This window comes from Paenibacillus haidiansis (assembly GCF_036553665.1).
In the GTDB taxonomy this organism is placed as follows: domain Bacteria; phylum Bacillota; class Bacilli; order Paenibacillales; family Paenibacillaceae; genus Fontibacillus; species Fontibacillus haidiansis.
The window spans coordinates 497,202-520,874 of record NZ_JAZHPZ010000001.1 but is presented as its reverse complement, the minus strand read 5'-3'; the positions used below and the strand labels follow the sequence as shown (position 1 = coordinate 520,874).

Annotated in this window: 21 protein-coding genes; 18 read left to right on the top strand and 3 right to left on the bottom strand. The window is 52.5% G+C overall.

Annotation, left to right across the window (positions count from 1 at the left end):
* Positions 1-86: 86 nt before the first annotated feature.
* Positions 87-539 carry a pyridoxamine 5'-phosphate oxidase family protein gene (locus V3851_RS02545; protein WP_331844905.1) on the top strand — a complete coding sequence of 151 codons (453 nt, stop codon included), beginning with the start codon at positions 87-89 and terminating at the stop codon, positions 537-539.
* A gap of 52 nt (positions 540-591) precedes the next feature.
* On the opposite strand, the gene V3851_RS02540 is transcribed toward V3851_RS02545, so the two are convergent.
* Positions 592-1,200 carry a YhcN/YlaJ family sporulation lipoprotein gene (locus tag V3851_RS02540; RefSeq protein WP_331845254.1) on the bottom strand — a complete coding sequence of 203 codons (609 nt, stop codon included), beginning with the start codon at positions 1,198-1,200 and terminating at the stop codon, positions 592-594.
* Between the two features lie 151 nt (positions 1,201-1,351).
* Here V3851_RS02540 and V3851_RS02535 point away from each other — a divergent pair, with 151 nt between their 5' ends.
* Both V3851_RS02535 and V3851_RS02530 read left to right on the top strand, forming a co-directional pair.
* Positions 1,352-2,683, top strand: a complete 1,332-nt coding sequence (locus tag V3851_RS02535; protein WP_331844904.1) for a PhoH family protein — start codon at positions 1,352-1,354, stop codon at positions 2,681-2,683.
* A gap of 198 nt (positions 2,684-2,881) precedes the next feature.
* A complete protein-coding gene (locus V3851_RS02530; RefSeq protein WP_331844903.1) occupies positions 2,882-4,138 on the top strand; it encodes an extracellular solute-binding protein in 1,257 nt (418 codons plus the stop codon).
* Between the two features lie 3 nt (positions 4,139-4,141).
* Here V3851_RS02530 and V3851_RS02525 read toward each other — a convergent pair whose 3' ends face one another.
* Both V3851_RS02525 and V3851_RS02520 read right to left on the bottom strand, forming a co-directional pair.
* Positions 4,142-5,218 (bottom strand): coiled-coil domain-containing protein, encoded by a 1,077-nt coding sequence (locus V3851_RS02525; RefSeq protein ID WP_331844902.1) that lies wholly within the window; start codon positions 5,216-5,218, stop codon positions 4,142-4,144.
* A 122-nt stretch (positions 5,219-5,340) separates the two neighbouring features.
* Entirely contained in the window at positions 5,341-5,577 is a 237-nt protein-coding gene (locus tag V3851_RS02520; protein WP_212942144.1) for a DUF2626 family protein, read from the bottom strand.
* A 339-nt stretch (positions 5,578-5,916) separates the two neighbouring features.
* Between V3851_RS02520 and V3851_RS02515 the strand changes: the two genes are divergently transcribed.
* The 15 genes from V3851_RS02515 to V3851_RS02445 all read left to right on the top strand — a co-directional run bounded on the left by V3851_RS02515 (position 5,917) and on the right by V3851_RS02445 (position 23,601).
* On the top strand, positions 5,917-6,570 hold the full coding sequence (locus V3851_RS02515; protein ID WP_331844901.1) for an RsfA family transcriptional regulator: 654 nt from the start codon (positions 5,917-5,919) through the stop codon (positions 6,568-6,570).
* 111 nt (positions 6,571-6,681) lie between these two features.
* Positions 6,682-7,680 carry a ketopantoate reductase family protein gene (locus V3851_RS02510; RefSeq protein WP_331844900.1) on the top strand — a complete coding sequence of 333 codons (999 nt, stop codon included), beginning with the start codon at positions 6,682-6,684 and terminating at the stop codon, positions 7,678-7,680.
* Between the two features lie 49 nt (positions 7,681-7,729).
* A complete protein-coding gene (locus tag V3851_RS02505; RefSeq protein WP_331844899.1) occupies positions 7,730-8,113 on the top strand; it encodes a DUF3397 domain-containing protein in 384 nt (127 codons plus the stop codon).
* 232 nt (positions 8,114-8,345) lie between these two features.
* The gene (locus V3851_RS02500) at positions 8,346-10,055 is read left to right on the top strand and encodes a peptide ABC transporter substrate-binding protein (protein ID WP_331844898.1); all 1,710 of its coding nucleotides are present in this window, start codon (positions 8,346-8,348) and stop codon (positions 10,053-10,055) included.
* Positions 10,056-10,257: 202 nt separating this feature from the next.
* The gene (locus tag V3851_RS02495) at positions 10,258-11,190 is read left to right on the top strand and encodes an ABC transporter permease (protein ID WP_331844897.1); all 933 of its coding nucleotides are present in this window, start codon (positions 10,258-10,260) and stop codon (positions 11,188-11,190) included.
* Between the two features lie 2 nt (positions 11,191-11,192).
* A complete protein-coding gene (locus V3851_RS02490; RefSeq protein WP_331844896.1) occupies positions 11,193-12,155 on the top strand; it encodes an ABC transporter permease in 963 nt (320 codons plus the stop codon).
* 12 nt (positions 12,156-12,167) lie between these two features.
* Positions 12,168-13,163 carry an ABC transporter ATP-binding protein gene (locus V3851_RS02485; protein WP_331844895.1) on the top strand — a complete coding sequence of 332 codons (996 nt, stop codon included), beginning with the start codon at positions 12,168-12,170 and terminating at the stop codon, positions 13,161-13,163.
* A complete protein-coding gene (locus V3851_RS02480; RefSeq protein WP_331844894.1) occupies positions 13,160-14,095 on the top strand; it encodes an ABC transporter ATP-binding protein in 936 nt (311 codons plus the stop codon). Before V3851_RS02485 ends, V3851_RS02480 begins: the two co-directional genes overlap by 4 nt.
* Before the next feature lie 150 nt (positions 14,096-14,245).
* The gene (gene bshC / locus V3851_RS02475; RefSeq protein ID WP_331844893.1) at positions 14,246-15,883 is read left to right on the top strand and encodes a bacillithiol biosynthesis cysteine-adding enzyme BshC; all 1,638 of its coding nucleotides are present in this window, start codon (positions 14,246-14,248) and stop codon (positions 15,881-15,883) included.
* Positions 15,884-15,893: 10 nt separating this feature from the next.
* Positions 15,894-17,162, top strand: a complete 1,269-nt coding sequence (locus tag V3851_RS02470) for an adenosylhomocysteinase (protein ID WP_331845253.1) — start codon at positions 15,894-15,896, stop codon at positions 17,160-17,162.
* Positions 17,163-17,418: 256 nt separating this feature from the next.
* Positions 17,419-17,856, top strand: coding sequence for a division/cell wall cluster transcriptional repressor MraZ (gene mraZ, locus V3851_RS02465; protein WP_331844892.1), 438 nt, complete (start codon positions 17,419-17,421; stop codon positions 17,854-17,856).
* A 55-nt stretch (positions 17,857-17,911) separates the two neighbouring features.
* Positions 17,912-18,886, top strand: a complete 975-nt coding sequence (rsmH, locus tag V3851_RS02460; protein WP_331844891.1) for a 16S rRNA (cytosine(1402)-N(4))-methyltransferase RsmH — start codon at positions 17,912-17,914, stop codon at positions 18,884-18,886.
* 1 nt (position 18,887) lies between these two features.
* The gene (locus V3851_RS02455) at positions 18,888-19,310 is read left to right on the top strand and encodes a hypothetical protein (protein ID WP_331844890.1); all 423 of its coding nucleotides are present in this window, start codon (positions 18,888-18,890) and stop codon (positions 19,308-19,310) included.
* A 21-nt stretch (positions 19,311-19,331) separates the two neighbouring features.
* Positions 19,332-21,563: a penicillin-binding transpeptidase domain-containing protein gene (locus tag V3851_RS02450; protein ID WP_331844889.1), complete on the top strand. Its 2,232-nt coding sequence runs from the start codon at positions 19,332-19,334 to the stop codon at positions 21,561-21,563.
* A gap of 79 nt (positions 21,564-21,642) precedes the next feature.
* A complete protein-coding gene (locus V3851_RS02445; RefSeq protein ID WP_331844888.1) occupies positions 21,643-23,601 on the top strand; it encodes a stage V sporulation protein D in 1,959 nt (652 codons plus the stop codon).
* Positions 23,602-23,673 lie beyond the last annotated feature (72 nt).

Sequence of the window (23,673 nt, the reverse complement as noted above, 5' to 3'; positions counted from 1 at the left end):
GTTTTCGGCCATGATATAATACAATTAGTTATACGACCTATTCTATCTTAAATATTGATATGTACTACGATAGGGGGGCTGGCCCGATGTCCGAGTTCGTTACCCAATTATCCGAGCCGCTATTTGCCGCATTCCAGTCCGAAACTTTTGTATTGTTGAACACGGTAGACGAAGAGTCGGGGGGACCTACATCCAGTGCGATTTCGTGGATATACGCTCCGGATTATTCCACGCTTCGTTTTGCGCTGGACCATCGGTCCAGACTGGTACGCAATATCAAAGCCCAGCCGAGAATTACGGTAACCGTGTTCGGCGACGAGACGATTTATGCAATCAACGGCATCGCCGAGGTGGTCCAGGACCCGCTCGCGGATGTCCCTTTCAAGATGTGCTGCTTCGATTTGAAGATCGATGCGGTCCGCAACGCCTTGTTTTACGGAGCGCAGCTTGCCTCCGCGCCGACTTATGCCAAGGTATACGACGAGCGTGCGGCTGAAATGCTGGACAACCGGGTGTTTGCCGCCATGAAAAAAGCCTAGCGAATTTTTCGCTGGGCTTTTTCTTTTTGGGACATCCTTCGATAAGGCGGCGTTATCTTCCGGGAGCGATTTCCATATGCTTTGTGCCACGGTTGCCGTTAGGTGCCATATTGCTTTTTGGCGTAACATTCCCTTTCCCGGAAGTCCCGGTTTGCTTCGTCCCTTGAACAGCAGGCGTAGTGGTCCTCGGCTTGACGTCGCTTGGCAATTGCGGCACAATCCGTCCGATAATATCGGCCATTTCCGTAGCAAACCCGGAGATCGGTTTGCCTTGGGCGACTTTATTGCCCATCTCCTTGATCCGCTGATTTAAATCGATGTCGGCCGTAACCAGCGCTCCGGCGCCTTGAGGGTCCTTGCGCAACGCTTCGGCCACGGTATATTTGATGCTGCCGACCCGCGCCCGCTCCAGCTTGGAATCGACATCGATTCCGACCACCGCCGTTTTCCCCATGACGACGCAGTGGGCGCCTTTGACGCCGGGAACCCGTCTTACAAGCTCCTCAATGTGGGCTTGCCGGGCTTTTGCCGGCAGAATTCCGTTATTGTTTACATTCATGCTTCCGTCCGTTGTACTTTGTACCCGGGGAACATTCGTTTGATTCTGGGGAGAAGGTGATGCCTTTTTAGTTGCCGTTGCACAGCTCGTAAGCAGGGACATCGTCAAAAATAAACACAGCCATATTCGCATGAACTGGTACCGTCCTTTCGTCAGGATTCTGGTGGGAAACTATACTTTTAACATTTCCAAAGGCGGGGGAAGTATGTATGTGAATTAACGGCTGTCAGATTTTCGGGTGGAGGGGATATCCGTGAAGAAAATCTTTGTGCTCGATACCAATGTTTTGCTGCATGATCCGGGTGCGATTTTTGCCTTTGAGGAGCATGAGGTGATCATTCCGGCCGTCGTACTGGAGGAAATCGATTCAAAAAAAAGAAATGCCGAGGAAATCGGCCGCAACGCGCGCCGGGTATCCCGTTTATTGGACGGCCTCCGCGAAAAGGGACATTTGCATGACGGCGTGCTTCTGGATCATGGAGGAAAGATCAAGGTGGAGCTGAACCACCGCAGTTTTCTCAAAGTTCAGGAGATGTTCGGCGAGATCACGAACGATAACCGGATTTTGGCGGTGGCGCTTAATTATCATCTCGAGCAACAGGAGGCTAGCGAAGCCCGCCCCGTGGTTCTGGTAAGCAAGGATGTGCTGGTCCGGATCAAGGCGGATGTGCTGGGCCTCACGGCGGAAGATTATTTGTCCGACCGGACCGCGGGTCCGAGCGATTTATATTCCGGATATTCCACAATCAAAGTTCATCCCTCGGTGATCGACGAATTTTATTCGTACCGCTATTTGCCAATCCAGCCGCTCGGATTATCCTATAATCTGTATCCGCATGAGTTCGTGATTCTCAAGGACGAAATGGGCACCGGGAAGTCCGCGCTGCTGCGGGTGAACCAGGAAGCGACGCGGCTGGAGCCGTTATATTTGAGCAATGACCCCGTCTGGGGAATCAGCGCGCGCAACGCCCAGCAAAGAATGGCGCTGGAGCTGCTGCTCAACGATGACATCCCGCTTGTGACGATCACGGGCAAAGCCGGTACGGGCAAAACGCTGCTTGCGCTGGCCGCCGGATTGCTGAAGGTCGAGGACGACCATAAATACAAAAAATTGCTGATCGCCCGGCCGGTTGTCCCGATGGGCAAAGATATCGGCTATCTGCCCGGTGAAAAGGAAGAGAAGCTGCGCCCATGGATGCAGCCGATCTACGATAATCTCGAGTATTTATTCGATACGAAAAAATCCGGCGACATCGAGAAAATTCTGATGGGGCTCGGCAGTATCCAGGTCGAAGCGCTCACGTATATCCGCGGCCGTTCGATTCCCGGGCAATTCATCATCGTGGACGAAGCGCAGAATTTAACCCGGCACGAAGTGAAGACAATCGTTTCCCGGGTGGGTGAGGGCAGCAAGATTATCCTGATGGGCGACCCCGAGCAGATCGACCACCCTTATCTGGACGCGGCCAGTAACGGTTTGACTTACCTGGTGGAACGCTTCAAGGAGCAGGGGATCAGCGGGCATATTACATTGGAAAAAGGTGAACGCTCGAAGCTGGCTCAGGTTGCGGCCGATTTACTGTAATATAGCAATATTTAGCAGAAATGATGAGCGGGTATGGGAAATAGCCGTTATGCGGCGCCCCTACCCGTTTTTGTTGGCTAAAAAGCTGAGTTCGCTTTCCCGGAGTTTCCGATTTGTAATCATTTGTAAGGACAACCGCTCGGAAGATTTGATACAATCAGGATAAATGTGTTTACCAAGCGGAGAGGAAGAACTGGTATGAAGCGAAAAAACCATTGGGTGCTTTTTGCCATCCTTTTGCTCGCCTTGATCAATTTATCGCCGAGCGAGACATCGACGCTGACGAGATCCGAGGATTACGACGAGGCCGAGCCGGTCGCGCCGCAAAATCAGGAGACGGAGCAGGATTTGGGGACGATCTCGGTGGCGGTTCAATTGCCGGAGGACGAATTCCTCCGTTTGCAGCAAATAAACGAGAAGGTAATGGATGAATACCGGGTCCAAGTTGAGTTGACCAATCTTCCCCCCGAAGACAACGAGGCGTCGATCCGGCAGAAGCTGGCGCTCGGCGATTCTCCGGATATTTTATTACTGAATAACGCCTGGATCCGCCGGTTTGCCTCCGCCGGATATTTGCTGCCGACGGAAAGCTATTATTCCGGCTCGTTGTCGGGTGAAGTATTAAGCGCTTCCCTGAACCAAAGCGAATGGAACGGATATATCTGGGCCGTCCCGATGGACGCCGATCCGTATGTTTTGATATACAATCCAGAGAGCCTGAAGAAGCTCGGCACGGAATTGCCCGCCTCGAAAAACGCCTGGCAGGACTTGATCGCCGCTTTCAAAAAACAGCAATCCTCTCCTTATATATTTGCACTGGATTACCGGGATCCTTACGCTTTCATGTCCCTGCTGTGGCAATTAACCGGACAGGCCAAACCGGCGGAAGCGACATCCTTGTTCAAACCTACGGAAGACGTGAAGGCGGCGGTAGAGCAGTTGGATGAGCTGCGGCCGAATATCGCGGATTTCTTGGGGGCGGAAGGAGAAGAGGGAATATGGAACAAGCTCTATAACGGGGAAGCGGTGTTTGCCCTGGTCAAATGGAGCGATGCGGCCTCGCATCCGCATGCGAACATCCGGGTCGTTTATCCCGACCGTGAATCACAGGCAGGGGCGATGTGGATCGGTGGACGAAGCTACGCCGTATCGGCGAGATCGGACAACACGGAAGCGGCGGGCGTATGGACATCGGCGATGACCTCGCAGCTTCAGCAGCGTACGTGGTATGACGAAACGGGATATTTGCCTGTCTTGAAAACCATGTACTATCAGGCGGCGCGAAACGGGCTGCCGTCATGGATTCCCGCATCCCTAGTTAACGGAAAAGGAACTCCGCTCCCCGCAGGGGCCGGAATTCCTTCGTCAATGGAGAAATATGCGCAGCTGTCGTCGGCTTTTCTAAACGGCGAGCTTGGCGTCAAGCCTTATCTGGAACGCCTCAATGAAATGTAGAAGCTATAATGAGAGCTTTAATCTGACAATCAGTTTTCCCTTCTCGATATCCGCTTCGGTGGCTTCGACGAAGGGAACTATTTTTTTGGGATAAAAACCGAGATCAAAATCGTTTTCCAATTCGGCAAGGGTCGTATCCGGCAGGTCCAAACCGTTAAACTGCAGCCGATCCACGTGGAAGGTAATGGAATTTTCCGGTTCATTGTCGACGGTATAATGTCCTTCAACCTTCAGTTCAAGATCCTCTCTGCGGCCTTGCACGACGATCCGCCCGTCTTCGAACAAGAAGGACATATTTTTGAGCAGATCGCTTCTGCTATGGAGGAAATTATTCAAATCTTCCTGTTTGACGGTGAGTGTGTAGCCGTTTTTGTCGGTCGCTAGGCTATCCTGATGCTCCTCCAAAAAGTCGGGAAAATCGGCCATGGCGTTGGACAGCTCCCGGAAATAGCGGCGGACCTCGTAGAGTCCGACATTTTCCCAGTATGCGGTAAATTCGGCGATCAGCGCCCGCAATTTTTCGGGATCCGTGCTGGCGTCAAGCGTGCCGTCCACACTTTGCTGCAGGGCCTCAACACGCTCACGTTGCCGAAGCAAATCGTCTTTCATCTGCGCAAGCTCGGACGATAATTTGTCGAGTTTGCGTTTATCGCTTGCCAGTAAGGCGTACTCCTCTTTATAGGCATTCAAAATCGTTCTGTCCCGCTCGGCAATCAGTTGGAAATAATCCAGCACGGTGAAGAAATCCCGCAGACTGTTCACGGAGAGCAGCGCGGAAAGCATCATTTCCCGCTCGCCCATGTAATACGCGGCCAACCGTTTCCCCGCCCGCTCCCGGCTAATTTGGATTTGCTCATTTTTATCCGCGAGCCTCAGTTCCAACCGTTCCACCGATTGCCCGGTCTCCTGCTGCTGCGCCTCGATCCGCGCGATCTCCCGGTCGATTTCCATAATGGTGAGACTTTCCTGCAGCACTTTGAGCTCCTCGTCCGATATCGGGGCGGCCGCCGCCACCCGGGGCAGCAAAAGCCCGGCCGCAAGCGATAGGGATATAAGCAGAGCTGAGCAACGTCTGTTCAAAATTCGGTCCCACCCCCTAAATTGGATATCATCCATATATATGATAACAGGAAAGCAATTATCAGTAATATGAAAAAAAGCGACCCGGCGGATAACCGGATCGCCCTTTGTTTATATCGGATTTAAAGCGGCAGTCCCATCTGGAAGATCGTCCAATAACTGAAGCCCGTGAAAGCGACGATCATGTAACCCCAGAAGAGCAGGATATACGTTCTTTCCGTAAATTTAAGATAACCGAACAATACGAAGAAAGCGGTTTGCAGGAAAAACAGCAAGGCCATTTCAATCAAATTGCCCGCGAAAGCCATGAGTCCGATGGCGAGGGTAAAGAAGCCAAGGACGCGAAACATCCGTGCCAAGTGATATTCCCCCTTTCCTATGTATACACGTCTACCGAATTCTAACCTCATTATACCCGCAGCCCCAGCAACTGTAAACGAAAAGTCAAGATTAAATGAAATATTTCTCGTTCGATGTGACTTTTATTATTGCCGAATAAATAAGTCTTATTAGTTTATCCTAGGATTTTTTTGTCGCAGGTATGGAGGCGCTTCAATTTGGAAATACATTTTAGTATCAAATAGATTCTATGAACTCTATGAGAGGCATAGAAATGGAGTAAGAAGTTTTTTACCAGCAAGCCCGTCGGTTTCCGGCGGAGACGGTATATTAGGATGTCGTTAGGAGGTTTTTATAGCATGACAGCAGTGAGACAAGATGCGTGGAGCGCCGAGGATGATTTGATTTTGGCCGAGGTGACCCTGCGCCACATTCGGGAAGGCAGCACGCAGTTGACGGCTTTCGAGGAAGTGGGAGAACGAATCGGGAGAACGGCGGCGGCTTGCGGTTTTCGCTGGAACAGTTGCGTCCGCAAGAAGTACGAAGCCGCGATCGGGATTGCCAAAGCGCAGCGGCAAAAACGGAATTATATGAAGAAACAGGGCTCGCTTGCGGGCAATCCGGCGATTTCGTCTTTGGCTCCGGCCGAGCTGGAAGAGGGAAGTTACCGGAGCGAGGGCGTGACGGAAGAAACGATTTCCATCGATGCGGTTATCCGTTTTTTGCGCGGTTGGAAAAATACGATTCAGGATACGAACAGACATGTCAAAACGCTTGAGAAAGAATTGCGCGAAAAAGAAGAAGAGCTCGCCAGACTGCGGGAGGAGAACGATCATTTGTCGGCGCAGGTCAGCGAGGTTCAAACCGACTATCGTGTAGTCAATGACGATTATAAGGCTTTGATTCAAATCATGGACCGCGCGCGTCGGCTCGCCTTCCTTAATGAAGAGGAAGAAGAGGCCAAAACAAGGTTCAAGATGGACGCAAACGGAAATCTGGAGCGAATCGAATAAAGCGAAACAAGCAAAATCCCGCCTGAGGAAGGCGGGATTTTTTGTATTTAAGGGGCCGTGTCTGGTATAAAGGAATAAGTAATGATTAGCGCGGGTGAAAGGAAGAGGAAGATGAGTGTGGTAATTGTTGGCGCGGGTGCGCTGGGGATGCTGTATGGAGGGCTTCTGGCGGCCGCCGGGGTGCAGGTTGTCTTTTGGACACGCACTTCCGGTCAAGCGGAGTTGCTGCGCAAGCAAGGTTTAATGATCGAAAGCGCCGATGGGGGAGCGGCAACAACAATTAGTCCCGATAAGTTTGCGGCCCGTTCGCTCGAGGAAAGGGGAATGACACTTGGGGGCGATCCGGAATGGGTCTTTCTGACGGTGAAACAGCGCCATATCGACGACAAGCTGTTGGATGCCGTGCGGAATCTTATGGGAACGGAGACGAAGATCGTTGCTTTTCAGAACGGTGTCGGCCATATCGATAAGCTGCGGCAAGTATTTCCCGGCTTGCGGGTTTATGCGGCGATTACAACGGAGGGCGCTAAACGGACAAGCCCTCGGACGGTCGTTCGCGCCGGGCTCGGAGAGACCAAGATCGGCATCCCGAAGGGGCCGGCCATGCACGAAGCGGATCATTCGGATGTAGAATTGGACTCCGAGGCGGAAAAAAGCGGCGAAAGTTTGATTATGCTGCTTGCGAAGGCAGGATTTCCCGCGTTTTTGTCGAATGACATCGATAAGGATATTTATCGGAAACTGCTGATCAACGCCGTCATTAACCCGCTGACCGCTCTCCTGCGGATTCCGAACGGAGAACTGCTGGCCGCGAAACAACGCGAGGAATTGATGCTGATGCTTTGCCGCGAGGGAGAGCTTGTTTACCGGACTTACGGGATTCCATATGATCCGGATATGTTTGAAGTTATTGCTTCGGTCTGCCGGTCAACTTCCGGCAACCTATCATCCATGCTTAAAGACGTTTTGGAAGGCGCCCCGACCGAAATCGATTATATCAACGGCCGGCTCGTGGAAATGGCCCGCGCGGCAAACGTGCAAATTCCCGTACACGAAACGGTATGGCGATTGGTCAGGGCATTGCCGTTATCCGGCGATATAAAATTATAGACGCCAAGCGGCTTATCAATAATTTGAAAATACGCTGAGGAGGTGGAACATGGGGTTTCTGCTCACATCAGTAAGCATTCTTTCAATATTGCCGGTCATCCCTTTTGCTGTCGTATATTTCATCGCTTTTTATACGAAAAAAGACAAGAAATCGGCGCTGAAGCTCGCGATGGACATAACGACGCTGTTTTTGATTCTTTCCGTCTCCGCTTTATTTAACAATGTTTTTCATTCCAAATTCGGGTTTTATCTGATTTTGCTCGTATTATTGATTGCGATCGGATTGATCGGCGGAGCGCAGAACCGGTTAAAAGGGAAGGTAGATGTGCGGAGGCTTTTGCGGGCCGTATGGCGGCTTACTTTTGCCGGAACGGGAATCGCCTATATCCTGCTCTTTCTCATTAGCTTCATTACATACATTTCCGCAGCTTAGAATATGCTAGGGGAAAGAAGAGAGAAGAAAACGCCTACATAAAAAAATAACATCATTGGTTAATTGTTAATGAAATAAAATGTCAATATTGTATAAAGGACTTTTTTGTTAAATATATACCCGTTTTTATGCGAAAATGAATCGATTTCTGAAAATAAATGTTGGATTTTTTTGACCGCTGGTTGTATAATCTAAAAACATATACCACATTATTTAAGGGGGATACTGCAAGATGAAGAAGAGTAAGAGTTTATTGCTCCTTTTGACGCTTGTGCTTGCGGTCGGTACGCTGCTCTCGGCATGCGGATCGAACAACGGCGGCAACAGCGCGTCAAACGGCGGCAACAACGCAACTACCAACAGCGGCAACAACGGCGCCAACAGCGGCAGCGAAACTTTGGCCGCAGATCAAACGCTGAGAATCAACTTGAGTGCAGAACCGCCTACATTCGACCCTGCCCAAGCGCAAGACAGCCAAGCCAACACGGTTCTCAAGACGATGTATGAAGGTTTGACTCGCATGGACGACTCCGGCGAACCTCAACCGGCTGCTGCCGAAAGCTGGGAAGTGAACGGAACGAAGTACACCTTCCATCTTCGTCAGGATGCTAAATGGAGCAACGGCGATCCTGTAACTGCAAACGACTTCGTGTTTGCTTGGGAACGCGTTCTCAGCCCGAACACCACTCCGGCTCCTCCTTACGCTTATCAATTGTTCTATCTTAAGGGTGCCGAAGATTATAATGACGGTAAAATCACCGACTTCAGCCAAGTTGGCGTAAAAGCGGTTGACGATTACACGCTGGAAGTAGAATTGACGGGTCCAACTCCTTATTTCCTCGGTCTGCTGTCTTTCTATACCTATTATCCGGTTCACCAGTCCGTTAAAGACGATGAAGCATGGGCTGTTGACGCAAGCAAAATGATCGTAAACGGCGCGTTCACGCTGACTAACTGGACGAAAGGCCAAACGATTGAAGTTACCAAGAACGAAAACTATTGGGACAAAGACAATATCAAGCTGAGCAAGATTTCGATGTCCCTTGTTAATAGCGGCGCTACCGAGCTCGCAAGTTACAAAAACGGCGAATTGGATCGTGCGGGTCATCCGAACGGTGAAATTCCTACCGACCAAATTCCGATCGTGAAGCAAGAACTGCCGGACGAATTCAAAGTTAAAGGGATTTCAAGTACGTACTACTTCCAATTCAACAATCAAGCTGAACCGTTCGACAACGCGAAAATCCGTAAAGCATTCTCCATGGCGATCGACCGTCAAGCTATCGTAGACAATGTAACACTGGGCGGACAATTGCCGGCATTCGGTTTCGTTCCTCCGGGCATCAAAGGCTTGAACGATGAATTCCGCACCGAAGTGAAAGACGACTACTTCACGGAAAATGTGGAAGAAGCCAAGAAACTGCTTGAAGAAGGCATGAAAGAAAAAGGCTATACCACTCTCCCTCAAATCACTTTGATCTATAACTCCAGCGAAGCTCACAAGAAAATTGCTCTCGCTGTAGCGGATATGTGGAAGAAAAATCTCGGTGTTGAAGTGAAAACGGAAAACCAAGAATGGGCCGTATTCCTTGAAAACCGCCAAAGCCTGAACTACCAAATCGCACGTGCAGGCTGGAGCGCGGACTACAACGATCCGATGACTTATATCGATGTATACACTACCAACAGCGGTAACAACGATATCGGCTTCAGTAACGAAGAGTACGATAAACTTGTTGCCGAAGCTAAGGCTTCCGAGGACAACACAAAACGTAACGAAAACTTCAAACGTGCGGAAGAAATTCTGATCGGCGAAGAACAAGCGCTTATGCCGATCTACTACTACACGAACGTTGCGGTAGAGAAACCTTATCTGAAGGGCGTTGTTCTTGATTTCAGCGGCGCTATCGACTACACTCGCGCTTACTTGCTTGAACATTAATCCCACAGACTGGCGCGCATTAAGCACATAGCAATCTCGGGATATATATGTGGGTATTCCATATATATCCCGTTTTTTTTGTGTGAACTGGAAATCTTCCAAGCTTTGAGCGAATATACCAATTATATAGAATAGACAAAGCCGGGGAATTATTCTAAAATTTTTTTATGTCGAATTTTGCGAGAAGGAGGTGCTAACGGGCATGGTGCGTTATATTGCCAATAAGTTTTTTTACATGTTGGTTTCGCTGTTTATTTTGATTTCCGCCACCTTCTTTCTGATGAAAGCCATTCCAGGCGACCCTTTTACCTCGGAGAAAAAGGTGCCGGAAGCGATTCAAGAACGCCTATATCAACAGTACGGATTAGACAAGCCCGTTTATCAGCAGTATTTTAAGTATTTGGGTGATGTTGTACAAGGCGATTTCGGTATCTCGATGAAGAAAATTAATCAGGACGTTTCCGGAATTATCGGGCAAACGTTTTCGGCGTCGCTGAAGCTCGGTCTAGTGGCAATCATCGTAGCCATTATCGTAGGGGTTCTGCTCGGAATGCTGGCAGCGCTGTATCATCGCAAGCTGATCGATAACGTCGCGATGGTGTTAGCGGTGCTGGGCATTGCGGTCCCCAGCTTCGTCGTCGCATCCCTGATTCAATATATATTTGCCTCCAAACTGCATTGGCTCCCGACGATGGGCTTCAAGGGGCCGTTGTATTACATTATGCCGGTAGCCGCATTGACGGCGCAGCCGATCGCGTTTATCGCGCGTCTGACCCGTTCGAGTATGCTGGAGGTGCTGCATGCAGACTATATCAAAACGGCTAAAGCAAAAGGTTTGAAATGGTTTGCCATTCTGTTCCGCCACGTTATCCGCAACGGAATTATGCCGGTTATTACTTATATCGGTCCGATGACGGCGAATATTGTTACCGGTTCGGTCGTAATCGAGCAAATTTTCGGGATCGGCGGTATCGGCAAACAATTTGTCGAAGCTATCGGCGTCCGCGATTATCCGGTTATTATGGGGATCACGATCTTTTACGGCATCATTCTGATGCTCGCCCGCTTCCTGACCGACATCGCTTATATCTTTGTCGATCCGAGAATTAAACTCGCAAAAGGGAAGGAGGGTTAAGGATGGAAAGCAATCAAATTCAAGTGATGCCTACGCCGGTTGATTTGAAACCGGAAGATTTCAAGAAAATCGGAACCGACGAGAAACAGGCCGAAGTCATTCAGCGCGAAAGTATTTCCGCTTGGCGCGATGCCTGGCAGCGGCTTTGCACCAATAAGATGGCCATAGCGGCGCTTGTCGTACTCGCAATCATCATTGTCATGTCGATCCTAGGTCCGCTCATTTCCAAGTGGGTACACGGATACAACTATTACTCCAATGATTTGCTCAACACGAACAAAGCTCCATCCTCGGAACACTGGTTCGGCACCGACGATCTCGGGCGCGATATGTGGGTTCGTACCTGGAAAGGTACGCAGATCTCTCTGATCGTAGGTTTGGCCGCGGCTTGTATTGACTTGCTGATCGGCGTCATCTACGGCGGCATCATGGGCTTCTTTGGCGGCCGTGTCGATGAAATTATGAATAAATTTTCAGAGATCTTGTACTCGATTCCGTACCTGCTCGTTACGATTCTGCTGCTCGTCGTCATGGAGCCGAGTCTAGGCACGATTATATTGGCCTTGACCATTACGGGCTGGATCAACATGTCATGGATTGTCCGCGGTGAGATAATGCAACTCAAAAACCGCGAGTTCGTACTTGCTTCCCGCTCGATGGGCGCGGGTTCGGGACGCCTTTTGTTCCGTCATCTGCTGCCGAACGCGGTCGGACCGATTATCGTAACGGTAACGTTGTCCGTACCGAACGCCATCTTTTCCGAAGCCTTCCTGAGCTTCCTTGGTCTCGGCGTGCAGGCGCCTGTCGCTTCGCTCGGTTCGATGATCAACGATGCGCTTACCGGCTGGCTGTACTATCCATGGCGCATGCTGTTCCCGGCTGCCGTCATCAGCTTGACGATGCTGGCGTTTAATATTTTCGGCGACGGTCTTCGCGACGCGCTGGATCCTAAACTGAAAAAATAGGAGGTGAGAATGATGGAGCCGATTCTACAAGTCAAAGATTTGCACGTCTCCTTCCAGGTTAAAGGCGGCGAAGTAAAAGCCGTTCGCGGTATGAACTTTGAAGTAGGAAAAGGGGAAACGGTTGCGATCGTCGGTGAATCCGGCAGCGGCAAGAGCGTGACCGCCCAAACGATCATGCGCTTGATTCCGTCCCCTCCGTCTATCATTAAGCAAGGAGAAATCCTGTTCCAGGGACAGGACCTGCTCAAGAAAAGCGAAAAGCAAATGGAAGCGATTCGCGGTAAAGATATTGGCATGATTTTCCAAGATCCGATGACCTCTTTGAATCCTACGATTAAAGTAGGCAAACAAATCACGGAAGTGCTTATCAAACATCAGAAAATGTCAGCGGGCGAAGCGAAAGAACGCGGCATTGAAATGCTGAAGCTCGTCGGCATCAAAAATGCCGAAGCCCGCTTTAACCAATACCCGCACGAGTTCTCCGGCGGTATGCGGCAGCGCGTCATGATCGCCATTGCGCTGGCTTGCCGTCCCGCTCTGCTGATTGCGGACGAACCGACGACTGCGCTCGACGTTACGATTCAGGCGCAAATTATGGATGTCATGAAAGAGATGCAGGAGCGTCTCGGGACTTCCATCATTCTGATTACCCACGACCTGGGTGTCGTGGCGGGCATGTGTGACCGCGTAATCGTCATGTATGCCGGTGAAGTGGTGGAAACCGGAACGAAATGGGAGATCTTTAAGAACCCGCAGCATCCTTACACCAAAGGTTTGCTCAGATCGATGCCGCGCCTCGACCAAAAGAAGGGCGAGCCGCTCATTCCGATCATCGGCACCCCGCCGGACCTGATCAAACCGCCAATCGGCTGCCCGTTCGCGGCCCGTTGTGACCATGCGATGAAGATCTGCGAACGCATTGATCCGGGGGCGACCGTATTCAGCGACACGCATATGGCCCGTTGCTGGGATCTGCATCCGATGGCCAAGGAGGGTAAGTCGTCATGAGCAAAAACCTGATTGAAGTCGAAGGTCTCAAAAAATATTTCAATGTCGGCGGAGGCAGCGTGTTGAAAGCCGTCAACGATATCAGCTTCTCGATTGCCGAAGGCGAAACGCTTGGCCTTGTAGGCGAGTCGGGCTGCGGCAAATCGACGGCAGGCCGGACGATTCTGCGTTTGTACGAACCGACGGGCGGCAGCGTCCGCTTTAACGGAGTCGACATCAACACCTTGTCTCCGAAAAAGATGAAGGCAATGCGCCGCGATATGCAGATGATTTTCCAGGATCCGTACGCTTCGCTGAACCCGCGGTTCACGGTTACGGATATTATCGGGGAAGCGCTGGATATTCACGGCATGGCCGGTTCCCGGGCCGAACGGAAGAAACGGGTGGAAGAGCTGCTGGATATGGTAGGATTGAATCCCGACCATGCCACACGCTATCCGCATGAGTTCTCCGGCGGTCAACGTCAGCGGATCGGGATCGCCCGCGCGCTTGCGGTAAATCCGAAATTCATCATCTGCGACGAACCGATCTCCGCGCTGGACGTGTCGATTCAGGCTCAGGTGGTAAACCTGCTTGAAGATTTGCAGGACCGTCTAGGCTTGACTTACCTGTTCATTGCGCACGATTTGTCGATGGTGAAGCACATCAGCGACCGCGTGGCCGTAATGTACCTCGGACGGATTGTGGAGCTTGCCGAAAGCGAAGAGCTCTACGCCAACCCGCTCCATCCGTATACCCAAATGCTCTTGTCGGCGATTCCGATTCCGGATCCGGAAGTGGAAGCCAACAAACAGCGGATCAGAATGGAAGACCATGGCGATGGCCCGATTCATGCGAAGAATGCCGCCGGCGGCGGCGCGTTCGATCTGGAAAATTCCGAACTCGTCGAAGTGTCCAAAGGTCACTGGGTATCCATGCCGAAGAAAGGATAATCTCCTTTTTGGTCTCATTAATCATATGCTTTCAAGCTCTCGCACCGGTTGTTCCCGGTGCGGGAGCTTTTTCGTTTAGCCATTTTAGGTAGGGTATGCTATATTTTTAGAGTAGTCATGCTTAGTATGGACAGGAGGACCGAAAGTCTGATGAATATCGTTCAAGAGCAGCTCCCTGCCGGACAACCGCTGGCGGAAGCGCTCATTCAAGATTTTACGCGAGTTAGCGATTATTATGAATACAACCCTGCGGAAGAACAAAGCTTTGGCAGACGGCTGGCTTGGCTGGACCAAAGCGAACACCTGAGGGTGGATCGGAAAGAGCTGGTCAAGCGGCTGCGCGCTTTCAACCAGCTCCATAACCGGCATGAAGCCGTATCGGCCAGCCTGGATCAGTTGGAACAGCCGGGAACGCCAGTCATCGTCGGCGGACAGCAGAGCGGCCTCTTTACCGGCCCGCTGCTTGTCATCTATAAGGCCGCGACGATTATCAAAGCCGCCAGACAGGCCGCTTCGCAGCTAGGACGTCCGGTTGTGCCCGTATTCTGGATCGCCGGGGAGGATCATGATTGGGATGAGGTGGACCATACCTACGTATTGTCGTCCGATCTGAAAGTAACCCGGATCCGGCTGGCCCATGAACATGCGCAGGGAACGCCGGTCAGTTGGACCGAGCTTGACGCCGAGGCTTGGGAACAAGCCGCTGGAGAATTGGAACAGCTGCTGCCAGGAACCGAGTTCAAACCGGGATTGATGGAGCTGTATCGCAATGCCGCGGCTGGGTCCGCGACGCTGACCGATTGCTTTGCCAAGCTCATGGGAGAATGGTTCGGGCAGTATGGACTTGTGCTGCTGGACTCCGCCGATCCGGAGATCCGCCGCCTGGAGACTCCCGTATTCGCGGCGATGATATCCAGGAATGATGAGCTGGAGCAAGCCTACCGGGGAACTGCGGATGAAATGACCCGCCGGGGGTTCACCCTGCAGGCCGATGCCCGGGAGAATGGAGCTAATCTGTTCTACATACACAAAGGCGAGCGCTTGCTGCTGTTCAAACAGGACGGCAAATTTTGCGACCGAAAAGGCCGGGTGGCTTTCACTCGGGATGAATTGCTGGCGGAGCTTGAGCTTCATCCCGAGCGCTTCAGCAATAATGTGCTGACCCGGCCGCTCATGCAGGATACGCTGCTTCCGGTGCTGGGCGCGGTGCTCGGCTCCGGCGAAATCGCGTATTGGGCGCTGACCCGGCGCGCGTTCCCGGTACTGGATTTGCAAATGCCGATCCTGCTGCCGCGGGAATCGTTTACGGTGCTGGAGGGCACGCTGCAAAAGCATATGGAGAAGTACGATTTGAGCTGGGATGACGTGAAGCGTCCGGAAGCTTTTCAAGCGAAGCGCCAAGCCTGGCTTGCCGGGCAAGATTCGCTGAACTTGGAGGAGCGGTTCGCCGAGATCAAGTCCGTATTTACCGGGATGTACGATCCGCTCATTGAGCAGCTCGGCGGCATCCAGGCCGGATTGATCAAACTGGGCAGCGCTAACCGCGACAAAATCGTCGATCAGATCGAGTATTTGCGCGGCAAAGCGATGGACGCACTGGAGAAATCGAATGAAGCGGGATTGCGCCATTTCGACCGGATCGAGCTTTCTTTGTTTCCTCTGGGCAAACCGCAGGAGCGCGTATACAACATCTTTTATTATTTGAGCCGTTACGGAACGGACTGGATTGACGGGTTGTTGGGAATTCCTTATGATGTAACGGGAAAGCATCGGATCCTAAATTTATAGGAGGGAAATCATTATGAGTTCTGCGATTCAAAACAGCATCGTAGCGGATATGAAGCTGGCCCCGGAAGGCCATTTGAAAATCGACTGGGTGGAAGCCCATATGCCGGTACTGGGCCGCATTCGGAAACAGTTCGAAGCGGAGCAGCCGTTCAAAGGCTTGAAAGTCACGATTTCGCTCCATCTGGAAGCCAAAACGGCATACTTGGCAAAAGTGGTGCAAGCCGGCGGTGCCGAGGTAACGATTACCGGCAGCAATCCGCTGTCGACGCAGGACGATGTATGCGCGGCTCTGGTGGAAGACGGAGTTACGGTCTTCGCCAAGTATAATCCGGAACCGGCCGAATATAAAGAGCTGTTGATTCGCGCCCTCGAGACGAAGCCGGACCTGATCATCGACGACGGGGGCGATCTCGTCACGATTTTGCATTCGGAACGCCCCGATCTCCTGGAAAATGTCCGCGGCGGCGCCGAAGAAACGACGACCGGGATTTTGCGCCTGAAAGCGATGGATAAGGAAGGCGGGCTGAAATTCCCGATGGTTGCCGTCAATGACGCTTATTGCAAATATTTGTTCGACAACCGTTACGGAACCGGACAATCCGTATGGGACGGCATCAACCGGACGACCAACCTCGTCGTGGCCGGCAAAACCGTCGTTGTCGTCGGTTACGGCTGGTGCGGCAAGGGCGTGGCCATGCGGGCCAAAGGCTTGGGCGCCAATGTGATCGTGACCGAGGTTGACGCGATCAAAGCCGTCGAGGCGCACATGGACGGGTTCCGCGTGATGCCGATGCTCGAGGCCGCCAAGATCGGCGACTTCTTCGTCACCGTCACCGGCAACCGCGACGTAATCCGCGGCGAGCATTACGATGTAATGAAGGACGGGGCGATCCTGTCCAACGCCGGCCATTTCGATGTGGAGGTCAACAAGCCGGAGCTCGCCGAACGTTCGAGCTCGGTGCGGACGGTACGCCGCAACATCGAGGAATATCAGCTCAAGGACGGGCGCAAAGTTTATGTGCTTGCGGAAGGCCGCTTGGTCAATCTTGCCGCCGGCGACGGGCATCCCGCCGAAATCATGGACATGACATTTGCGCTGCAAGCCCTGTCGCTGAAATACGTCAACGAACAGTATGAGCGGATCGGCCAAACGGTGGTCAATGTCCCATATGAACTGGACGAACAAGTGGCCCGTTTCAAACTGGAAAGCCTCGGCGTCTCGATCGATACTTTGACGGCCGAGCAGCGCACTTACCTCGACAGTTGGCAGGAGCATTAATAGGGTAACTCAACCCATTCAAATTAATATCGATCTGCCTAAAAGGCCCTTCCCGAATAGCGGGAAGGGCCTTTATTAGCTGCGAAAATCCGCAGCGTTCGCAAAAATCTCTCCAATCTTTCCTCCATAGTCTGAATTTGCCACTAAAAAAAGTTTGAACATTAGAAGGATTTTACCTTTCTATGCAGAATAATTACTATTCAAGTGGTGGAAAGTGGTGCAAAGTGGGGGAAAGAGGTAAGGAGTGAGCTATCCAATGTTTATGGGGGAATTCCAACATAGCATTGACGAGAAAGGCCGAATCATTATTCCGGCCAAGTTTCGCGATCTCCTCGGCGCCTCTTTCGTCGTGACCCGCGGCCTGGACCAGTGCCTGTTCGTTTATCCGCAGGCGGAGTGGGAAGTGCTGGAACAGAAGCTGAAAGCTCTGCCGCTGATGAAATCCGATGCCCGCGCATTTACCCGGTTTTTTTTCTCGGGGGCGACGGAATGCGAGTGGGATAAACAGGGAAGGGTAAATTTGCCGGGCAATTTGCGGCAGTACGCCAAGCTTGAGAAAGATTGCGTCGTTCTCGGCGTGTCGAACCGGGTAGAAATTTGGAGCCGGGACATCTGGGAGCAGTATTTCCAGCAATCCGAGGATACGTTCAATGAGATTGCGGAGAAGCTGGTCGATTTTAATTTTGACTTATAGAATGACGTCGACATATTTTTCATACACAAATTTTTGAAAACGGAGGGTTGCAGTCTTGTTCCATCACATCACGGTGCTAAAGAAAGAAGCGACAGAAGGGCTGCATATCAAGCCGGACGGTATTTACGTGGATTGTACCTTGGGGGGAGGCGGGCACAGTTCCGTTATCCTGTCCCAGCTTACGGAGGAAGGACGGCTGATCGCCTTTGACCAGGACGATTGGGCGCTTGATAACGCCAAGGAGCATTTAAGCGCCTACGGGGAACGCTTGACCTTGGTAAAAAGCAATTTCCGCCATCTGGAGGAAAAGCTGCTGGAACTCGCCTGGATTCCGCGGCGCAATGGAGTTCCGCAGGTTGACGGCATCCTGTTCGACCTCGGCGTGTCCTCGCCGCAATTTGACGAGGGGGAACGCGGGTTCAGCTATAATGCGGACGCGCCGCTCGATATGCGGATGGATCAGTCGGCCGGACTGACAGCCAGAGAGATCGTCAACGAATGGCCGGAGCGGGAAATCGCCCGGATTTTGTTCCAATACGGGGAAGAGAAGTTTTCCAGGCGAATCGCCAAGGTCATCGCCGCCAAGAGGCTGGAGTCGCCGATCGAAACGACGGGGGAACTGGTCGAGCTGATTAAAGAAGGAATCCCCGCGGCCGCGCGCCGAACCGGCGGGCATCCGGCCAAGCGCAGCTTTCAGGCGCTGCGGATCGCGGTCAACGATGAGCTGGGCGCGTTGGAGGAGGGGCTGCATGCGGCGGTCCGCTGCCTGGCGCCGGGAGGAAGAGTCTCGGTCATTACGTTTCATTCGCTCGAAGACCGAATTTGCAAGCAGATTTTTGCCGGCTATGTAGAGAAATGCACCTGCCCGCCCGATTTTCCGATGTGTGTATGCGGGGGCAAAGGCGAGCTAAAACTGATTAACCGGAAGCCGCTGGTTCCCTCGGACGAGGAACTGGAACAAAACCCGCGGGCGCGGTCGGCGAAACTGCGCGTGGCGGAGAAATTGCAAACGATAGCGGAGGAATTGTGAGATGGCCTATACACGGGGGAATTTGGCTGTAAAAGAGAAAGCGGATGAGCGCGGTTACAAAGCACAGCGATACCGCGAAACAACGAAAGTAGTAACCCGGCGCGCGCCGCTTCCCGTAAAGGAGAAGCTGCTGTACATGGTGACGGTTCTCTTTTGCGCGGCCGTGATGGGCGGTTTGCTGTGGCAAAATGCCAGTCTCTACAATGTCAAGCGGCAGATGTACAATCTGAATACGGATATCCAGGCTATTTCCGCGGAAATCAAGGAACTTACGATCCAGAAGGAAAAGCTGGAGGAGCAAATTCCGCAAAAAGCGGCCGAGTTGGGTTATGTTGAACCCGTGGACGAGGGCTTCATGATCGAAGTTCCGGCAAATGCAAAAACCGGCGGTAACGAGGATGAAATTACGACCGCACGCAAATAAATTTTTAAATGAGGTACCGATATGATCAAGCGAATAAGACTTCGGACACTGCTGATAGGGGGATGCGTCACCCTCTTTTTTGCTGTTTTGATGGGGAGAGTCTTTTGGCTCCAGGTCGTTGAGGCTGATTTCTGGCAGGCGCACGCCGAGGAACTGTGGTCCAAAAAGAAGGTGCTTCCCGCCACGCGGGGGACGATCACCGACCGCAACGGCGATATTTTGGCCGTGGATGCCCCGGCATATACGGTAGCCGTTAACCCTTTGCTGATCAACAAGCTGAACCTGCAGAACGAAGTGATTGACGGGTTAAGCGAATTGCTTGGAAAAGACAAGGGAGAACTCGAAAAGCTGGTTAATGCCAAAAAAGAAAACGGGGAGTTCTACTCTCAGCGCGAGATTCGTAACGAAGGCTGGAAAATCGATCAGGAATTAAGGGATCAGGTAGAGGCTTTCACCGACGAGCTGAAGGATAAGAATAAGGTTGACGATGCCGGCATTTATTTGCTCAAGGAACAGAAGCGATATTATCCTAAAGAGACTCTCGCCTCTCATATTCTCGGCTACATGAATCGTGAAGGAGAGGCCGTTTCCGGGCTAGAGGCTTATTACGACGAAGAACTGAAGGGGCAGGACGGTTCCATTGAATATAAGAGCGACGGCAGAGGCATTGAGATCCCGAAGGCGAGCGAAGTATACAATCCGGTGAAGGATGGAAAGAACATCCAGCTGACGATCGACGATACAATACAGTATTATATCGAAGAAGCAATGAAAGAGGCTTACGACGAACTGGATCCGATCAGCATGACGGTCATCGCGGCCGATCCGAAGACGATGGATATTTTGGGCATGGCCAATATGCCGACCTATAATCCGAACGAATATTGGGTTGATGTGGATCAGAAGAATTTCTACAATCATGCGATCAAATCGGTTTACGAGCCGGGCTCGACATTTAAAATCGTGACCTTGGCGGGTGCGGTGCAGGAAGGCTTGTTCAATCCGAACGCGACCTATATGTCGGGAAGCATCCGGGTGCCGGGGCAAACGATCCATGACCTCAAACGATCGGGCTGGGGCGAAATCAGCTACCTTGAAGGGGTCAAACGTTCAAGCAACGTCGCCTTCGTCAAATTGGGCTATGAAATGCTAGGTCCGGATTTGCTCAAACAGTATGTCGACAGCTTCGGATTCGGCCAAAAGACGGGTATCGAACTGCCCGGCGAAGCCGCCGGGGTCGTAACCCCTGTGCAGCAGGCCGACTTTGCGGCTATGGCGTACGGTCATGGTAAGCTGCTGGTTACGCCGCTGCAGCAATTGACCGCGGTCGCGGCCGTGGCGAACGGCGGCAAGCTGCTGGAGCCGCATATCGTCAAGTCGATCACCGATCCGCAGACCGGCGAAACCGTAAAGACTCAGGTCAAGGAAGTACGGCAAATCATTACCCCGGAAACGGCGAAGGAAGTCGGCGGGATTTTGGAACAGGTCGTATCCGACCAGAAGATCGGGACGGGGCGACACGCCTACATTGAAGGGTACCGGGTCGCCGGGAAGACGGGGACCGCCGTCAAGGTAGTCAACGGAGAGTACGATTACACGAAACAGGTTATATCCTTTATCGGCTATGCGCCGGTGGACGACCCGAAGATCGCCATCATCGTTCTGATTGACGAACCGAAAGACTCGGAACTCGGCGGCGGGGCGGCGGCCGCGCCTGTATTTCAAAAGATAGCCAACCAGACCTTGCAATACTTGGGCGTTCCGAAAAAGCTGGACGATCAGACTAAAACCGTCCAGTCATCAAGCAGCGGCATCAAAACGCCGGACTTGAGCGGGCTTTCCCTGCAAGAAGCGAAAAGTCAGCTCGGCAATAAAGGGATTTCCTACGCAACTTTGGGCAGCGGCAGCGAACTGGTTTCGCAATATCCGAAAGCCGGCACCACTTTAAAAGCGGGCCAGCACATGTACCTGCTTACCGAGGACGGCCAGACGATGACGATTCCGAACTTGAAGGGAGAGTCGCTGCGCGAGGCGATGGAATTGTTGTCGGCTATGCAGGTCGCCGTGACCGCGGAAGGGGAAGGCTATGTCGTCTCCCAATCCGCCTCCGAAGAGAACGGTCAAAGAAAAGTCCATCTTGTACTCGAGCCGCCGTTCAAAGACGCCGATGAAACCGGTGAAGCCGGCTCCGGGGAGGAGGAAGCGGACGGTGATGATGCCGGAGAGACATCCGGGTCGGGATCTTCTCCATAGCTTGTTCTAACCCCTGTTTGTCCTGAATATGCATGTGATGAGAACAACCATGTGTCAGGATGGAACAGGGGGGCAATCGATGAGAATATCCAAAGTAACCGTCAGACGGAGACTGTTCTTGCTGCTCGTGCTGCTGTGCCTGCTATTCGCGGCGCTTGCCGTCCGGCTTGCCTATGTGCAGCTCGGCAAGGGGGAAGAGTTGTCGGCCAAGGCCGAGGAATCGTGGCGCCGCAACATTCCGTATTCCGCGAAACGCGGCGAAATCAGCGACCGCAACGGCAACGTGCTTGCTTACAATATTACGACGCCGACGGTGATGGCGATTCCCGTTCAGATCAAATTGCCGCAGTCGACGGCCAAAAGCTTGGCTCCGCTGCTCGGCATGAGCGAGGATGCCGTGCTCAAAGCGATCACCAAGAAACAATCCATAGTCAGGCTGCAACCCGGCGGACGCAAAATTACGATGGAAAAAGCGCAGCAAATTCGTGATTTGGCTCTTCCGGGTATTGTCGTTGCCGAAGACAATAAAAGGTATTATCCTTATGGAGGTCTTGCCGCGCATATTCTCGGGTTTACCGGAGGGTACAATCAGGGATTGACGGGAGTCGAGAGCAAGTATGACAGTGAACTGAGCGGCATGAACGGCAGCGTCTCTTATTTGTCGGATGCCGGCGGAAGGCTGATGCCGGGCTCCTCCGAGAAATACGTCGCGCCCAAGGATGGGCTGAACCTCACGCTGACGATCGACAAGTCGATCCAGAGCATCATTGAGCGGGAGCTCGATCAGGCGATGGCCCGCTTGCAAGCCGATTCGGCACTGTCGATCGCGATGGATCCGAACACCGGCGAAATATTGGGGATGGCGGCAAGACCCGGGTATGAACCTGCCGAATATCAGGAAGTCGATCCGTCGGTATATAACCGTAACCTGCCGATCTGGATGACGTACGAGCCGGGCTCCACTTTTAAAATCATTACGCTCGCGGCGGCATTGGAAGAGAAGAAAGTGGATCTGAAGAACGAACGCTTTTTCGATCCGGGGTATGTCAAGGTCGGCGGGGCGACGCTCCGCTGCTGGAAAAGAGGCGGGCACGGCAGCCAGACGTTTCTGCAGGTCGTGGAAAATTCCTGCAACCCGGGCTTCGTGGCGCTGGGCCAGCGGCTCGGCAAAGAAACCTTGTTTAAATATATCAAGGATTTCGGCTTCGGTACCAAAACCGGAATCGATTTGAACGGAGAGGAAAACGGAATTCTGTTCAAATTGTCCAGGGTTGGCCCGGTTGAACTTGCGACCACTTCCTTCGGCCAAGGGGTATCGGTGACGCCGATCCAGCAGATTACCGCGGTTTCGGCCGCAGTCAACGGCGGCAAGCTGTATAAGCCGTATGTAGCCAAGTCCTGGACCAATCCGGAAACCGGGGAAGTGGTTTCCACGAATTCGCCGCAGCTTGTGCGGCAGGTCATTTCCGAGGAGACGTCCAAGCAGATTCGGGAGGCGCTGGAGAGCGTCGTCGCCAACGGAACCGGGGGCAATGCCTTCATCGACGGGTACCGCGTCGGCGGCAAAACGGGGACCGCGCAGAAGGTCATCAACGGACGGTACTCGCAGAACGAGCATATCGTTTCCTTCATCGGCTTCGCGCCGGCGGACGATCCGCAGATCGTCGTGTACACGGCGGTCGATAATCCGCAGGGCATCCAGTTCGGGGGCGTCGTCGCGGCGCCGATCGTCCGCAACATCATGAAGGACGCGCTCGAATATATGCAAATACCGCCCCGCAAGGATCAGCTGGCAAAGAAATATAAATACGGCGAGACGCCGATGGTCACGGTCCCCGATTTGATCGGGCATTCGGCGGCGGAAATTTACGAGGATCTGAATATGAATTTCAACCTCGCAAGATCCGGAGCCGGCAATTTGGTGATCAACCAGGCGCCCAAAGCCGGAACCCGGGTGGAAAAGGGCTCGACGATCCGGATTTACATGGGCAGCGAGGCGGATGCGGAGCAAAATCATAATCATGAAACTAGTGAATAAAATTCCTGAACCTCATCTTTTTTGGTGATAATATGAATAGTGGCGTTTTGATCATTGACGGAGGGGTAACTT